Below are 15212 nucleotides of genomic sequence, written 5' to 3' on the forward strand. Positions count from 1 at the left end.
AACCGGGCGGTGCGCAGCCCGCTCGCCCGGTTCCTGGTGCGGCGGATCGTCACGGCGCTGCTGCTGGCGGTGGGGATCACGCTGGTCACCTTCGTGCTGACCAACCTGGTGCCGGGCGACCCGGTGTCGGCCAACCTCGGCCAGCGGGCGCTCGGCGACCCGGCGATCGTGGCCCAGTGGCGCGCCGACCACGGCCTCGACCGGCCGCTGCCGCAGCAATACCTGATGCACCTCGAAGGGCTGCTGCACGGCGACCTCGGGACGAGCCAGCAGAGCCACCGCCCGGTGCTGGACGACCTCGCCGAGTCCGTGCCGGCCACACTGGAGCTGGCCGGGGCCGCCATCCTCGTCTCGCTGGTCCTCGGCGTCGGATTCGGGGTGGTCGCGGCGCTGCGCCGGGACCGGCTCTCCGACCACGTGCTGCGGGTGCTGAGCCTGGTCGGCATCTCGGTGCCGACGTTCTGGCTCGCGCTGGTGGCGTTCTACGTGTTCTTCTTCCGGCTGCAGATCACCCCGGGCAGCGGCCGGATCGATCCCGGGATGACCCCGCCGCCGCAGGTCACCGGCCTCTACACGGTCGACGCCCTGCTGTCGGGACGCTGGGACGTGCTCTCCTCGGCCGTCGGTCACCTGGCCGCGCCGGCGCTCGTGCTGGCCCTCTACACGATCGGCCTGCTGACGCGGTTCACCCGCTCGGCGGTGCTGGAGGTGCTCGGGCAGGACTACGTACGCGCCGCTCGCGCCAAGGGCCTGCCCGGCCGCGTGGTGCTGTTCCGGTATGTCCTGCGCCCGGCGCTTGTGCCCATCATCACCGTCGCCGGCCTGGCGTTCGGCAGCCTGCTGTCCGGCACCGTGCTGGTGGAGGCCGTCTTCGCGTGGCCGGGGGTCGGCCAGTACGCCTACAGGAGCGCCACCACCCTCGACCTGCCCGCCGTCATGGGCGTCGGTCTCGTGGTGGGCGTGGTCTACCTCGTCATCAACCTGGTCGTCGACGTGCTGTACGGCGTCATCGACCCGAGGGTGAGGGTCTCATGAAGCGCGCCGGCCTGTTCGCGCGCAGCCGCGTGAGCCGGCTCCCGCAGGCGTGGCGGCGGCCGCTGGCGGTCGTCGGCACCGTCGTCGCGCTGGCCTGGATCGTGGTCGCGCTGGCCGCGCCGGTGCTCGCGCCGCACGACCCGCTGGCGCAGGAGCTGCCCCGGCTCGCGCCGCCCGGCCCGGGCCACTGGCTCGGCACCGACCAGCTCGGCCGCGACATCCTCAGCCGGATCATGTACGGCGCGCGGGTGTCCATCCCGCTCACGCTGCTGCTCGTGGCGCTGTCGGTGGCGGTCGGCGGCCTGCTCGGCGCCTGCGCCGGGTATTTCGGCCGGTGGGTTGACGAGACGATCATGCGCCTGGCCGACCTCGTGTTCGCCTTCCCCACCGTCATCCTCGCGATGGTCGTCGCCGCCGCCCTCGGCGCGAGCCTCGGCAACGCGGTGCTCGCCGTGCTCGTCGTCGCCTGGCCGGCGTACGCCCGGGTGACCCGCGGCCTCGTGCTCGGCGTACGTGAGCGGGAGTTCGTGCTGAGCGGCCGGCTGCTGGGCTTTTCCGCCTGGCGGTCGCTGCGGGTGGACGTGCTGCCGAACGTCACCGGGCCCATCATGGTGCTCGCCACCCTCGACATCGGGACCGCGCTGCTGCTGCTGTCGGGCCTGTCGTTCCTCGGGCTCGGAGCGAAGCCGCCGTCGCCCGAGTGGGGCGCGATGGTCGCCGCCGGGGTGGACGTCTTCGACAGCTGGTGGGTCGCGACGTTCCCCGGGCTCGCGATCCTGACGGTCGTCCTCGCGTTCAACTTCCTCGGCGACACGCTGCGCGACGCGCTCGACCCGCGTACCGCCGGGGCGATCAAGGAGCGTGCGCTGTGACGGCCGCGTTGTCGATTGAAGGGCTGCGGCTGTCGATCGGCGGCCACGACGTCCTGCACGGCGTCGACCTGACCCTTGAGGCGGGCCGTGTGCACGGCCTCGCCGGCGAGAGCGGCTCGGGCAAGACCATGACGGGTCTCGCGGTGCTCGGCCTGCTCCCCCACGGCTCCCGCGCGTCGGGACGGATCGCCTTCGGCGGCCGTGACCTGCTGGAGATGCCGGTCCGTGAGCTCAACGAGGTGCGCGGCGCGAAGATCGCCATGGTGTTCCAGGACCCGGCGACCAGCCTGCACCCGATGCTGACGGTCGAGCGGCAGCTCACCGAGCACATGCGCCACCACCTCGGCATCGGCAGGAAGGAAGCGCGCGAGCGGGCCGCAGGACTGCTCGCCAAGGTGCGCATCCCGGGTCCTGAGGAGGCGCTGAAGCGCTACCCGCACCAGTTCTCCGGCGGCATGCGGCAGCGGATCGCCATCGCCGTCGCGCTGGCCTGCGAGCCCGAGGTGCTCATCGCCGACGAGCCGACGACCGCGCTCGACGTGACCGTGCAGGCCGGGATCCTCCGCCTGCTGCGCGGCCTGTGCGACGACCTCGGCCTCGCCGTCCTCCTCGTCACCCACGACCTCGGCGTGATGTCGGCGGTCGCCGACGAGGTGAGCGTGATGAAGGACGGGCTGGTCGTGGAGACCGGCCCGCGCGGCCAGGTGCTGCGCGAGCCGCGCCACGCCTACACCCGCTCGCTGCTCGACGCCCTGCCCGTGCCTCCTGGGGAGAACTCGCCATGACCATGCCTCTGATAGGGCCCCTGTTGTCCGTGGAGGACCTGGTCGTGGAGCACCGCACGCCGGGCCGCCCGGTCGTGAGGGCCGTGGCCGGGGCCGGCCTGCACGTCGCCGCCGGCGAGGTCGTCGGTTTGGTCGGCGAGTCGGGATGCGGCAAGTCCACCCTGGCCCGGGCGGTGTGCGGGCTGCACGGCGCGGCCTCCGGACGGATCCTCGTCGGAGGGCACCCGGTGACGCCCCTCGGGCTGCGCCGCAGGGATCCCGCGCTGACCGGCGTGCAGATGGTGTTCCAGGATCCGTACTCCTCGCTGAACCCCCGCCGCCGCGTGGGCGCGCAGATCGCCGACGGACTGCGGACGGCGGGCGACACCGCGACCAGCCCCGCCGACCTGCTCGAACGGGTCGGGCTGCCGCGCGCGTTCGCCGGCCGATACCCGCACGAGTTCTCCGGGGGGCAGCGGCAGCGCGTCGCCATCGCGCGGGCGCTCGCCGCCCGGCCGTCGCTGCTGATCGGCGACGAGCCCATCTCCGCCCTGGACGCCTCCGCCCAGGCGCAGGTGGCCCGGCTGATGCGCGACCTCGCCGTGGAGTCGGGCGCGGGCCTGCTGTTCATCAGCCACGACCTGTCCGTCGTGCGGCTGATCGCCGACCGGATCGCGGTCATGTACCTCGGCAAGGTCGTGGAGACCGGGCCGACCGCGGAGGTGTGGGCCGACCCGAAGCACCCGTACACGCGGGCACTGCTCGCCGCGATCCCCTCTCCCGACGGCGCCGGAGTGCTGCCCGCCGAGCTGCCCGGGGACGTGCCCGACCCCGCCGATCCCCCGGCGGGCTGCCGGTTCCACCCCCGCTGCCCTTTCGCCATGGACGTGTGCCGGGAGCGCGAGCCGGACTTCGAGCCGGTGGCCTGCTGGCTGCACGAGCCGGAGCCGTCCTCCCCGTCATGATCGACCCCCTCATGCTGGAGGACGTACGCGCCGGGATGGCCGGGGCGGGCATCGACGCCCTCGTGCTGCGGCCCTCCCCGGACTTCCGGTACCTGCGAGCGGCCCCGCTGTCGGGCGCGGGCGACGAGAGCTATCTCGTGGTGGCGCTCGACGGGCCGCCCACCCCGGCCGGCGACCCGGCGCAGGCGGCGGCCCTCGTGCCCCCGGCGGCACGCCGCGTGGCGGTGGACCCGCAGATGCACGCCGCCGAGCTTTTCGCGCTGCGCCTGGACGCGGAGCTCGTGCTGGCCTCGGCCGTGCTCGCGCCGCTCCGCCTGCGCAAGCGGGCCGACGAGGTGACCGCGATGCGGCACGCCGCTGCGGCGGCCGACGCCGTGCTGCTGGCGGCCCGCGAGCTGGCGTGGTTCGGCGCCACCGAGCTGGCGATGGCCCGCAGGCTGCGGGCGATGCTCGCCGAGACGGGCTGCGAGGGGGCGCCCTCCGTGCTCGTCGCGGCGGGCGAGCACTCCGCCGACGCGCGTCACCAGCCGTGCGAGCGGGTGATCAACCCCGGTGACGCGCTGCTCGTCTCGGTCGGCGGGCGCTGGAACGGCTACTGCGCCGAGGTCGCCCGGGTCTTCGCGGTCGCCGAGCCACCGGAGGACTTCGACGCCATGTACTCGGTCGTCCTCGCCGCGCAGCGGGCCGCCGTCGACCTCGTACGCCCCGGAGTGGCGTGCGCCGAGGCCGCGACGATCGCCGGCGAGGTCATCGACGGCAGCGGCTACGGCGACTACGCCGCCGCCCGGGCCGGCCGGGGCATCGGGCTGAGCCCGGTGGAGGGGCCCTGGCTGGCGGCCGGGGAGAGGTTCGAGGCCGGGATGGCCGTCTGCCTGGAGCCCGCCATCTACCTGCCCGACCTCTTCGGCGCCCGGGTGGCCGACGTGGTCGTGTGCGGCGATGAGGGGCCGGAGCTGCTCAGCACCGGCTCCCGCGCGCTGCACGTCCTCGACCGTTAGCACTTCGTTCTTTCGAATCAACACCGACCAGGGCCTCGACCATGGTGGCGACGCCGGCGTCGCGAGCCAGGTGCCGTTCAGCTCGTCACGATGCCGCGCAGGAGCAGGTCGATGAGCCTTGTGGCAAGGCCGGGCTCTTGCTCGGTGCCGGCCATGTAGCTGATGCCGCCGAGCGCCATCAGGACGTCCTGGGGCTTCGCCTGTTCCCGCGTGGCCCCTTGGCTCCTCCCGGCAGCGAGAAGGCGATCCACTGCTTCGACGAGGCCGGCGCGGGTCTGCAGCCGCTCGCTGTCGTCGGTCAGCACCACGCGGAGAGCGCCGGCCATGCCGTGCTTGGTGGCCATGAAGTCGATGAAGCGCTCCATCCACGTGCGTAGCGCGTCCACCGGGGGCAGCAGGGCCGCGAGCTCGGGCGCCGCCTCGCACAGGAGCCGCACTTCGTGCCGGTACACCGCCTCGATAAGCAGTTCCTTGGACGGGAACCGGCGGTAGAGCGTGCCGACACCCACGCCGGCCTCGCGGGCGACGTCCTTGACCGAGGCGTCGGCTCCATCGCGGGCGAAGACGGCTGCCGCGGCCTTGAGCAGACGGTCTTCGTTGCGCTGTGCGTCGGCTCGCAGCGGCCTATGCCGCCGTGCGACGCCGTCCTCGCCGTTGTCGGCCAATCCCAGCCCTTTCTCTCGCGCTTGAAACCGGAACCGGTTCCGGTTATGGTTCAAGCGGAACCGGAACCGGTTCCGGATACGAGGCTATCGCGGCTTCGGGCTTCTCCGCGAGCGGCCGTACTCGGCCGTCCACCGGCGGACGTCCCACGCCGCTCCTCACCCCCGCCGGCACGGGGTGAGCTCCGGCGGGCCCGAGCAGGAAGCACTTTCCACAGCAGGCGGCACGGCGGCGACACACTCGCCGGGCCCTCTCGAGGTCCGCAGCCGCGGACGGCCACAGCTCGGGGCCCGCGAAGGCCACGACCACGACATCTGGAGGAAGACGACATGACCGGACGACTGCGGAAGACGGTGGCGCTGGTGACCGGCGCCGGCAGCGGAATCGGCGAGGCGACCGCCCGCGGCCTCGCCGCGGAGGGCGCGGCCGTCGCCGTCCTCGGGCGGCGACGCGGCAGGCTGGAGGAGCTCGCGGACAAGGTCCGGGCCGACGGCGGCACCGCCCTCGTCGTGGAGGCCGACATCACCGACCGGCGGCAGGCCGCAGCGGCAGTGGAAAGTGTGGTGACCACGCTCGGCCGCCTGGACACCCTCGTCAACAACGCCGGTTTCATGGGCGTGGGGCAGGCCGCGGAATCCCCGCTCGAGGAGTGGGATCACATGCTCGCGGTCAATGTCCAGGGCCTGCTGTACACCACCCATGCCGCCCTGCCGCATCTCCTCCGCGCCGCGCAGGACTCCCCGCGGAAGGTGGCGGACCTGGTCAACATCAGTTCCACGGCGGGCCGGGTCGCCCGGCCCGGGACGGCCGTCTACAACCTGACGAAGTTCGGCGTCAACGGGTTCACCGAAGCCCTGCGGCAGGAGGTCGTGCGGAAGGGCCTCCGGGTGAGCGTGGTCGAGCCCGGCACGGTGGACACCGAGCTGAGCTCCCACCTCCGCGACGGCGTGCGACAGGCCATAGAGCGCCAGATCGAGAACATGGAGTTGCTGCGTCCGGAGGACATCGCCGACGCCGTCTCCTACATCGTCACCCGGGACCGTCGAGTCGCCGTCAACGAGATCCTCGTGCGCGCCGGCGAGCAGACCTGGTGACAGGCCGCGCACCGCACGCCGTATGCCCTGGCACTGCCGGGGGCGCTCGTCCGGCCGGGTGATCACACGGGGGGCTCGGGGTCGTACTGCATGTGCCGGCGCACCTCGCGGGCCCGCTCGACCCCCGCGAGCCGTGCCACCAGGTGGAGCGCCATGTCGATGCCCGCCGACACCCCGGACGAGGTGACGACGTCGCCGTCGTCGACGAAACGCTCCTCGCGCCGGACGTCGATGGTCGGGTCCAGCTCGGCGAGCAGGTCGAGGGCGCCCCAATGCGTGGTCGCCGGGCGGCCCGCCAGCAGCCCGGCCGCGGCGAGGACGAGCGACCCGGTGCAGACGCTGGTCATCAGGGGCACGCGTCCGCGCAGGTCCCGCACCCAGGCGAGGTGGTCCGGGTCCTTGAGCTGGGGACGGGTCCCGGCGCCGCCCGGGTGCAGGAAGACGTCCAGGTGGCCGACGTCGGCCGCCGACCTCTCGGCATGGAGCGTCAGCCCCTTGGACGCCCGTACGGCTCCCGCCCGCGGCGCGAACGCGACGACCTCCGCCTCGTCCGGGAACAGCTTCGCCCACACGCCGAAGACCTCCCACGGGCCCACGGCGTCCAGTTCCTCCACCCGGTCGAAAAGCAAGATCCCTATCCGTGTCATGCCCGCCATCCTCGCGCAGGGGCGTACGGAGACGAAAGCATCGGCAAAAGTGGGCAAATAGTCGCTATCAGCACCAGCAACCACAGGGGGCTCGATAGAGGATAGAAAGGTCATTTTCCCGAAGCTCTCGCGGGTCGGGCAGAGATCCGCGTCGGGGACACGTCATCGGGGAGGATCCATGACCACGACCGAGGCGACGCCGGGCACGACCACGGCAGGCACGACTGCCGGCACGGCCACGACCGGCACGACGACCGCCCGGGGCCGGACGACCCGTGCCCGGACGACCACACGGCCCACACCCACGCCGGCTCCGCCCCCCGGCCCGGGTATGGAGATGAAGGAGGAGCACCGGCCCCAGCTGGACCTGAACCTGCCGTTCCTGCGGCTCCAGCTACGGGCGCCCGAAATGCACCTGCCGCACGTGGGCATGCCGCACATCAGCGGACGTGACGTCGGGCACGCCATGGACGTCGCCCGCACGTTCCTTCCGCCGCCCGAGCGGATCATGTACTACGGCGGTCTCGGCGCGCTGGCCGCGCTCGGCATCCTGGAGTGGCCGGTGGCGGCGGCGATCGGCGCGGGAACGATGATCGCCCAGCGTGCCAGGGGCCGCGAGCAGCGCTGGTCGCCCCTCAGCGGCGCCCAGAGGGAGACCCGCGGGGCGCCCACACCGGGGACGGCCGCCATCGGAGCCGGAGCCATGCAGGAGGCGGCGACGCCGACGACAGGGCGGGCGGCCGGGAGGAGAACCAGCACGGCCAAGGGCGAGGCGAAGACCCCCGCCACCACCACCGCCCGGCGCACCAGGGCCGGCGCCAAGTAACGCGGGGCGCCTCGCGCGGGTCCGCGAACGGCGGCACCGCGCGATCGGCGCGCGCCCGGCGGCGGCCGGCGCCGCGAGGGCGATGTGCGGCGACCACGGGGCACGGGAGCGGTGCGGGGCCGGCGCGTGAGTCGCGTGGCCCGGAGCACGCCCACGGCCACATGGGGGCGACTCATGATCTGGGACATGGCAGGGGACGCATGATCAGGACGCGTATCCGCAACGGTCACCGACCGTTCACCGAACGGTAACCTTAACTACGCCGTTTTGGGAGGTTGATGCGTCACTCTTCCCTAGAAGCCGATTTGTCCTAATGAGGTGTGAAGTGTCTGAGTTCCTCGCCGCCGTACTCTCCCGGGCGGCCATCATGGTCCTGGAGGCGCTGCTCGTGCGTCTCGTCCAGACTCTTGTGACGTCGACCTTCCGCGTCCGAGTGCCGCACGCGGCCTGACCGGCGGGCGTCTTTCGTCATCGCGGGCCGGTGCCGCCGGCCCGGAACCAACGGCCCTCCCCGAGACGACCGTTGCGCCGGGTGAACAGTCGGCGAACAGCCCGGTGAACGCGGAAGCCGGCTCCTTGCGGAGCCGGCCGCTCTCCACACCGTCAAGGGGGACGGGAGCGCCGGGCGATCGTGCCCGGCTCGGCGGCCCCTCGCCCCCCGGCGACGGCCACCGGCCCGTCCATCCGGGCCCCTTTGCGGCCTGTCGCCTCCCGCGGGATCGTCGTCCCCGCGCGGGTCAGTCCTTGAAGGCGTCCTTCACCTTGCCTGCGGCGTCCTTGACCTTCTCGCCGGCCTGCTTCATGTGGCTCTTGGACTGGTCGGCCCGACCCTCGGCCTCCAGGCTCTCGTCGTCGGTGATCCTGCCGAGCCCCTCCTTGGCCTTGCCGGCGACCTCTTCCGACTTGTTGCGGAACTTGTCCTCCGTGCTCATCCGGACGCTCCTCTCGGTTCCAGAAGGTGACGAACTCCCTCTTTCCGCTGGTGAAGGGGCTAAACGCCGCTCGATGTGTCGCCGCTCACACCCCGCAAACACAATCCCACCAAAACGGGAAAAAGTGACGAACCGGGCGTACGCTAGGAATAAGGACTACAGCACACACCTCTGAAGGGTGGTGTGACGTATGACACACGGCGCCGACATCGGGACGCATCCCGACATCATGCAGATGCGCGCTCGCTACGAGGCCGCCGCGGCGAATCCCGCCGCGCAGCTCGCCGACGGTCTCACGCTCCTGAGCGGCCTGTATCTAGCGCTCTCGCCGTGGATCGTCGGATTCAGCGGCACGCGAACTCCGCTTGCCGTGAACAACCTGATCACGGGCCTCGCCGTGGCGCTCCTGGCGATGGGGTACAGCTCGGCGTTCGGGCGCACCTACGGAATCTCCTGGGTCGCCCCGCTGCTCGGTATCTGGACCATCATCGCCCCCTGGGTGATCCGCGGGGGCATGGCGACCACCTCGACGATCATCAGCAACGTGGTCGTCGGCGCGCTCATCCTGCTCTTCGGCCTGGCGACCATGCGGTTCGGCATGATGGAGCGCGGGCAGCCCGGCGGCTTCCGCACAACGGGACCGGCGCACATGGGCCCGGCCCACTGACCGGACCCCGGCCGACGGCGGGCGGCGCCTTGCACCGGTCACGCGGCGCGCAGGCGCGGCACCGCCGTCCGACGCTGCTCTCGCGATGCCGGCCCGGCTGATGGCGGGTCGACCCGGCCAGGCCGTCCGGCGCAGCGAGCACGACGCCCTTCAGGGGCGTTGGCGGCGCGGCACGGTCAGATGTCGGGGGTGGCGGGGCGGACGAGGCCGCTCTCGTAGGCGAAGACCACCACCTGGGCGCGATCACGCAGCCCGAGCTTGACGAGTACGCGGCTCAGATGCGTCTTGACCGTCGCCTCGGCCAGATGCAACGCCGCGGCGACCTCGGCATTGGACAGCCCGCGCGCCACCTGCACCAGCACCTCGTGCTCGCGCGCGGTCAGCTGCGCCAGCCGTTCGTCCCGCTCGTCGGGTCCCGGCGTCATCTGCGGCGCGAACCTCTCCAGCACGCGGCGGGTCACGCGCGGCGACAGCGCCGCCTCCCCCGCCGCGACGTTGCGGATCGCGCTCAGCAGTTCCTGTGGCGGCGTGTTCTTCGGCAGGAACCCGGCCGCTCCGGCCTTCAGCCCGGCGAAGGCGTACTCGTCCAGATCGAAGGTGGTCAGGATGAGCACGCGCGAGCGCGGGCTGTCGCGTACGATCCTGCGGGTTGCCTCGATGCCGTCCAGGCCGGGCATGCGCACGTCCATCAGCACCACGTCCGGACGCAGGTGCCGCGCCAGCCGGGCCGCCTGCTCGCCGTCATCCGCTTCCCCGGCCACCTCCATGTCCTGCTCGGCCTCGAAGACCATGCGGAAGGCCATCCGCAGCAGCGACTCGTCGTCGGCGATCAGCAGCCGGATCATTGTGGCGCTCCGAGGTCCAGCACGGCCAGCACCCGCCATCCACCGCCCGTCACCGGCCCGGCGTCCAGGGTCCCGCCGTAGGCGGCCACCCGTTCCCGCATGCCCGCGATCCCGCGCCCATCGCCCCGGCCCCCAGCGCGGGGCCCGGACACCGGGGTTTCGGCGTCGAGGGGCCCAGGGGCGCCAAGCACAACCGGGTCGCGAACATCGGTGACCTCCACCTCGGCACGGCGCGACGACACTTCGACCCGCACATCGGCGCGGGCCCCGGGCGCGTGCCGCAGCGTGTTCGTCAGCGCCTCCTGAACCAGCCGGTAGATCGTCAGCTGGGCGGCGACGGGAACCGCCTCGGTGTCACCGGCCACCCGGACGGACGTCGCCAACCCGGTCGCGCGCATCCGCTCGGCCAGCGGACCGAGCTCGGCGATCCCGGGCGCAGGCTGAAGCGTCTCATCGAGGCGGTCCCCGCCCGAAGCGGCGTGGCCGCGGCCGACGATCAGGGAGCGGCGCATGTCCTGCAGGGCTTGGCGTCCCGTCGCGGCGATGTGCTCCATCGCCGCCGCGGCCCGGTCCGGCGCGCTGTAGCGCACGTAACCCGCGCTGTCGGCCAGCGCCACCATGACCGACAGGTTGTGGGTGACGATGTCGTGCATGTCGCGGGTCATCCGCTCGCGTTCTTCGGCCACGGCCAGCCGCGCCCGCTGCTCGCGGTCGCGTTCCAGCGAGGTCACGTACGCCCGCCGTACCCGCATCCACAGGCCGCTCATGAGGGCGGCGGCCGCCATCGCGCTCAGCGCGGCCACCGTGAAGGGGAACTGGCCGGGCGGCGCCCAGCGGGCGGCGGCCAGCAGCACTCCGGCCTGCAGCGCGAGCGCCGCCAGCAGGCTGTGGCGCCACGGGTGGCGCGCGGCGACCGAGTACAGGGCCACCAGAAGGGCGGCGTCGGCGGGAAGCTGCACGTCCAGCGCCCACTGGACGACGGCGGCGAGGCCGATCGCGCCGAGGACCGTCATCGGAGCGCGCCGCCTCCAGGCCAGCGGCACCACCAGCGCCGTCTGAAGCCCGAGCAGCCATGCGGGACCCGACAGCACCTGGCCGGGTCCGAGCGTGGCCAGGAACAGCGCGGCGGCCGGCAGCGCGTCGGCGGGCACGGTCGACCATCGGCTCAGCGCGGTGAGGCGTGCCGCCGGATGGCCGGCTGGTTTCATGCGCTTCACCCTAGTTGTCCTGCCGGTTCGCTCCCGCTCCTCCCCAGGCACGACCGTCATCCGAAAGTCGCATGCGCGCGTGCGACCTCCGCCGCTGGCCCGCGAGCGTGCCGGGCTGCCAGCCTCGTCGGACATCCTTTTCGTTCGAGGAGCTTTCGCATGTCCTTTGTCGCGAAAAATACGGATCTGGCCATGGGTGCCAAGGCCACCGGTTCGTCCACCGTCTCGAAGGCCGCAGGCAAGATCGCGGGGCTGGCCGTGCTGATGCTGGCGGTCTCCCTGCCCACGGCCGGCGCCGACGCCGGGCGCCCGATCGGAGTGAGCCTGCCCGCGCCCGGCGGCGCGTATCCGGTCGGGACCGTGGCCCTGCGACTGGTCGACCGCTCGCGGCCCGATCCGCTGGTGGCGGCCAAGCCGTACCGGGAACTGATGATCAGCCTGTGGTACCCGGCGGTGGCGGGCGGCGGGCCGCTCGCGCCGCACATGGCCCCGCTGGCCGCCACCGACTGGGATCGGCGCTCGGCACCGCCCCTGGGCATCGCCGAGGGCGCCGTCGCCTGGGCCGCCACGCGCGCCCATGCCCGCGTGGGCGCGCGTGTCGAGCCCCGTGCGGGCAAGCTGCCGGTGGTGCTGTTCGGTTCGGGGGACGGCGGCCCGCGCACGCTGGGCACCGCCCTGGTCGAGGACCTGGCCTCGCGTGGCTACCTGGTCGTCACCGTCGACCACACCTATGAAGCCGACCAGGTGGAGTTTCCCGGCCGACGCCTGGTGCGCGCCCTGCCGCTGCCCGCGAAGCTGACACCGAAGGTCATCGCCAAGCTGCTGGCCGAGCACGCACGGGCGCGCCTGGCGGACATGCGCTACGTCCTGGACCAGGTCACCGCCCTGGCCCACGGCCGCCCGATCGGCGGCAAGCTGCCCTTGGGGATGCTCGGCGCGCCCGACGCCTCGCGGGTGGGGGCGCTGGGACAGTCGCTGGGCGGGTCGGTCGCCGCGCAGCTGACCCGCGACGACACCCGCGTGGACGCGGGGGTCAACCTCGACGGCGCGTATGTCGGCCGGGTGGCCACACGGGGTGTGACCAGGCCGTTCCTGCAACTGGCGGCCGAGACCCACACGCGTGACAGCGAGCCGAGCTGGAAGTCGTTCTGGCGGGCCTCGACCGGATGGAAGCGGGAGCTGCGCTTCAAGGGCGCGGCCCACGGGTCGTTCACCGACCTGCAGCCGCTGCTGCCGCAGATCGCGGCCAAGCTCCCCACGGTGCCGCTCGCGGACTACGTGGGCACAATCGATCCCGGCCGTTCTGTGGCGGCCCAGCGCGCCTACGTCGGGGCCTTCTTCGACCTGCACCTGCGGGGCAAGCCGACCCACCTGTTCGAGGGGCCCGGCACTCGCTTCCCCGAGGTCTCCCTCATCCCCTGACCTCGTCCCCAAAGGCGGGCGCACCGTCAGCAAGCACGCCCTGGTCGCCACCGCGGTGAACGCCGACGGCAGCGGGAGATCGGGGCTCCCGTTACCCTCGTCTCGTCGGAGACGAGAGGACGGTGGCAGCGTGACGACAACGGCCCCCGTCGCGAGTCCGGTGGACTTCGCGGCCTACGGCGACTACGCGATCAAGGCGGCCACCCGGCCGGACGGGTCGTTCGAGCGGCCCCTGTACCGCTTCCGCGACCGCGTGACGGCCGACGGGAGCGGCGCACATCCCGCCGAGCCCGGCCGGTATCACCTGTACGTGTCGCTGGCCTGCCCGTGGGCCCACCGCTCGGTCATCGTCCGGGCGCTCCTCGGCCTGGAGGACGTGGTGTCGATGTCCGTCGTCGATCCCGTGCGCGACGGGCGCGGGTGGGCGTTCCGCGAGGGCCCCGGCCACGGCCCCGACGAGCTCAACGGCTTCACGCTGCTGCGGGAGGCGTACGAGGCGACCGAGCCCGGCTACGACGGCCACGTGTCGGTGCCCGTCCTGTGGGACCGGCGCACCCGCCGGATCGTCAGCAACAACTTCCCCGACATCAGCCTCGACCTCGGCCAGGCGTTCGCGCGGTGGGCCAGGCCGGGGGTCGACCTCTACCCGGAGGACCTGCGGGGCGACATCGACGCGCTCAACGAGCGTGTGTACGCCGACGTCAACAACGGCGTGTACAAGTGCGGCTTCGCCGAGAGCCAGGAGGCGTACGACGCGGCCGTGACGACGTTGTTCGCGGCGCTCGACGAGCTCGAGGAGCGCCTGGGCGGCGGCCGCTACCTGTTCGGCGACCGGCTTACCGAGGCGGACGTCCGCCTGTGGGTCACGCTGGTCCGCTTCGACACGGTCTACGTGACCCACTTCAAGGCGAACATCCGCCGCCTGGCCGACTACCCCAACCTCTGGCGCTACGCCCGCGACCTCTACGCGAACCCGGCCTTCGGCGGCACGACGAACTTCGCCCACATCAAGCGGCACTATTACGGCACCCACCCGAAGATCAACCCGCTGCGTATCGTGCCCGCGGGGCCGGTCATCGACTGGGGTCTGTAGCTCACGCGGAGGGCAGGGCCTCGCACAGCCGGTCCAGTTCGTCCTCGGTGTTGTAGTAGTGCACCGAGGACCGCACGAGCGAGGGCAGCGCCCGGGCCTCGAAGTCCCACCGGGCGGAGTACGCCGCGGACACCGAGACGTTGACCTTCGCGGCCGACAGCCGGGCGGCCACGTCCCGGCTGTCGTGCCCGTCCACGGTGAACGTCACGATGCCGCACCGCCGCGCGCCCCGGTCGTGCACGGCCACCCCGGGGATCGCGGCCAGGCGCCCGCGCAGCGCCTCGGCGAGGCCGGTCACCCGCTCCTCGATGGCGTCGAGCCCGAGGCTCAGCGCGTAGCCGGCCGCCACGCCGAGACCGATCTTGCCGGCCACGTAGCCCTCCCAGTTCTCGAACCGCCGGGCGTCGCCGCGCACCTCATAGGAGTCCGCGGAGGTCCAGGTGGCGGCGTGCAGGTCGAGGAACGGCGGCTCCAGGCGGTCGAGCATCCGCCGTGAGCAGTACAGGAACCCGGTGCCACGGGGCCCGCGCAGGAACTTGCGGCCGGTCGCCGACAACAGGTCGCAGCCGATCTCCCGGACGTCGACCGGCAACTGCCCGATCGACTGGCAGGCGTCCAGCAGGAACGTCACCCCCGCCTCCCGTGCCACGGCGCCGATCTCCGCCGCCGGGTTGACCAGGCCGCCCTGGGTCGGCACGTGGGTGACGGCGATCAGCTTGACCCGCTCGTCGATCATGTCCCGCAGCGCCTCGACGGACAGGGCGCCGGTCTCGTCGTCGGGCACCACCTCGACCCGCACATCGTGCCGCCTGGCGGTCTGCAGGAAGGCGATCGCGTTGCTGGCGTACTCGGCGCGCGAGGTGAGGATGCGGTCGCCCGGCTTCCACGGCAGGGAGTAGAAGGCCATGTCCCAGGCGCGGGTGGCGTTCTCGACGAGGGCGATCTCGTCGCGGTCCGCGCCGACGAGCTCGGCCAGCGCGTCGTAGGTCCGCTCCGACCGGTCGAGGGCGGCGCCGGCCGCCTCGTAGCCGCCGACGCGCTCCTCCAGGCGCAGGTGGTCCACCACGGCGTCGGTCACCTGCCGCGGCGGCAGGGACGAACCGGCGTTGTTGAGGTGGACGACGTGCTCGCATCCCGGCGTGTCCGCCCGCACCCGTCCGACGTCGATGGTCACGTGAAGC

The 15212-nt window shown here is 72.8% G+C and carries 17 protein-coding genes; 11 read left to right on the top strand and 6 right to left on the bottom strand.

Going from position 1 to position 15212, the window contains the following annotated elements; all coding sequences use genetic code 11:
* Positions 1 to 9 precede the first annotated feature (9 nt).
* Genes QSK36_RS32950 through QSK36_RS32970 form a run of 5 tightly spaced genes read left to right on the top strand, consistent with a single transcriptional unit; the run spans position 10 to position 4634 of the window.
* Complete coding sequence (locus QSK36_RS32950) at positions 10 to 1035, top strand: ABC transporter permease (protein WP_285785071.1); 1026 nt, start codon at positions 10 to 12, stop codon at positions 1033 to 1035.
* Positions 1032 to 1907, top strand: coding sequence for an ABC transporter permease (locus tag QSK36_RS32955; RefSeq protein WP_183532777.1), 876 nt, complete (start codon positions 1032 to 1034; stop codon positions 1905 to 1907). The genes QSK36_RS32950 and QSK36_RS32955 overlap by 4 nt, the downstream gene beginning before the upstream one ends.
* Positions 1904 to 2692 carry an ABC transporter ATP-binding protein gene (locus QSK36_RS32960; protein WP_183532779.1) on the top strand — a complete coding sequence of 263 codons (789 nt, stop codon included), beginning with the start codon at positions 1904 to 1906 and terminating at the stop codon, positions 2690 to 2692. Before QSK36_RS32955 ends, QSK36_RS32960 begins: the two co-directional genes overlap by 4 nt.
* Positions 2689 to 3636 (top strand): ABC transporter ATP-binding protein, encoded by a 948-nt coding sequence (locus QSK36_RS32965; RefSeq protein WP_285785072.1) that lies wholly within the window; start codon positions 2689 to 2691, stop codon positions 3634 to 3636. The genes QSK36_RS32960 and QSK36_RS32965 overlap by 4 nt, the downstream gene beginning before the upstream one ends.
* Positions 3633 to 4634, top strand: coding sequence for a M24 family metallopeptidase (locus QSK36_RS32970; protein ID WP_285785073.1), 1002 nt, complete (start codon positions 3633 to 3635; stop codon positions 4632 to 4634). Before QSK36_RS32965 ends, QSK36_RS32970 begins: the two co-directional genes overlap by 4 nt.
* A 77-nt stretch (positions 4635 to 4711) precedes the next feature.
* On the opposite strand, the gene QSK36_RS32975 is transcribed toward QSK36_RS32970, so the two are convergent.
* Entirely contained in the window at positions 4712 to 5299 is a 588-nt protein-coding gene (locus QSK36_RS32975) for a TetR/AcrR family transcriptional regulator (RefSeq protein WP_285785074.1), read from the bottom strand.
* A 327-nt stretch (positions 5300 to 5626) separates the two neighbouring features.
* On the opposite strand from QSK36_RS32975, the gene QSK36_RS32980 reads away from it, so the two are divergent.
* On the top strand, positions 5627 to 6391 hold the full coding sequence (locus tag QSK36_RS32980; RefSeq protein WP_285785075.1) for an SDR family NAD(P)-dependent oxidoreductase: 765 nt from the start codon (positions 5627 to 5629) through the stop codon (positions 6389 to 6391).
* Positions 6392 to 6453: 62 nt separating this feature from the next.
* Here QSK36_RS32980 and QSK36_RS32985 read toward each other — a convergent pair whose 3' ends face one another.
* Positions 6454 to 7038, bottom strand: a complete 585-nt coding sequence (locus QSK36_RS32985) for a DJ-1/PfpI family protein (RefSeq protein ID WP_285785076.1) — start codon at positions 7036 to 7038, stop codon at positions 6454 to 6456.
* A 178-nt stretch (positions 7039 to 7216) separates the two neighbouring features.
* Between QSK36_RS32985 and QSK36_RS32990 the strand changes: the two genes are divergently transcribed.
* The gene (locus QSK36_RS32990; protein WP_285785077.1) at positions 7217 to 7864 is read left to right on the top strand and encodes a hypothetical protein; all 648 of its coding nucleotides are present in this window, start codon (positions 7217 to 7219) and stop codon (positions 7862 to 7864) included.
* Between the two features lie 325 nt (positions 7865 to 8189).
* A complete protein-coding gene (locus tag QSK36_RS32995; protein ID WP_285785078.1) occupies positions 8190 to 8315 on the top strand; it encodes a hypothetical protein in 126 nt (41 codons plus the stop codon).
* Between the two features lie 286 nt (positions 8316 to 8601).
* Here QSK36_RS32995 and QSK36_RS33000 read toward each other — a convergent pair whose 3' ends face one another.
* A complete protein-coding gene (locus QSK36_RS33000) occupies positions 8602 to 8796 on the bottom strand; it encodes a CsbD family protein (protein ID WP_183532788.1) in 195 nt (64 codons plus the stop codon).
* Positions 8797 to 8986: 190 nt separating this feature from the next.
* Here QSK36_RS33000 and QSK36_RS33005 point away from each other — a divergent pair, with 190 nt between their 5' ends.
* A complete protein-coding gene (locus tag QSK36_RS33005; RefSeq protein ID WP_183532790.1) occupies positions 8987 to 9463 on the top strand; it encodes an SPW repeat protein in 477 nt (158 codons plus the stop codon).
* 176 nt (positions 9464 to 9639) lie between these two features.
* Here the strand turns inward: QSK36_RS33005 and QSK36_RS33010 are convergent, their stop codons facing one another.
* Positions 9640 to 10308 carry a response regulator transcription factor gene (locus QSK36_RS33010; RefSeq protein WP_285785079.1) on the bottom strand — a complete coding sequence of 223 codons (669 nt, stop codon included), beginning with the start codon at positions 10306 to 10308 and terminating at the stop codon, positions 9640 to 9642.
* On the bottom strand, positions 10305 to 11516 hold the full coding sequence (locus QSK36_RS33015; RefSeq protein ID WP_285785080.1) for a sensor histidine kinase: 1212 nt from the start codon (positions 11514 to 11516) through the stop codon (positions 10305 to 10307). The genes QSK36_RS33010 and QSK36_RS33015 overlap by 4 nt, the downstream gene beginning before the upstream one ends.
* A 159-nt stretch (positions 11517 to 11675) precedes the next feature.
* Here QSK36_RS33015 and QSK36_RS33020 point away from each other — a divergent pair, with 159 nt between their 5' ends.
* Both QSK36_RS33020 and QSK36_RS33025 read left to right on the top strand, forming a co-directional pair.
* On the top strand, positions 11676 to 12938 hold the full coding sequence (locus QSK36_RS33020; RefSeq protein WP_285785081.1) for an alpha/beta hydrolase family protein: 1263 nt from the start codon (positions 11676 to 11678) through the stop codon (positions 12936 to 12938).
* 130 nt (positions 12939 to 13068) lie between these two features.
* The gene (locus QSK36_RS33025; protein ID WP_285785082.1) at positions 13069 to 14031 is read left to right on the top strand and encodes a glutathione S-transferase family protein; all 963 of its coding nucleotides are present in this window, start codon (positions 13069 to 13071) and stop codon (positions 14029 to 14031) included.
* A 1-nt stretch (position 14032) separates the two neighbouring features.
* On the opposite strand, the gene QSK36_RS33030 is transcribed toward QSK36_RS33025, so the two are convergent.
* Complete coding sequence (locus QSK36_RS33030; RefSeq protein WP_285785083.1) at positions 14033 to 15205, bottom strand: aminotransferase class V-fold PLP-dependent enzyme; 1173 nt, start codon at positions 15203 to 15205, stop codon at positions 14033 to 14035.
* Between the last annotated feature and the right edge of the window lie 7 nt (positions 15206 to 15212).

It is taken from the genome of Microbispora sp. NBRC 16548 (assembly GCF_030268985.1).
In the GTDB taxonomy this organism is placed as follows: domain Bacteria; phylum Actinomycetota; class Actinomycetes; order Streptosporangiales; family Streptosporangiaceae; genus Microbispora; species Microbispora catharanthi.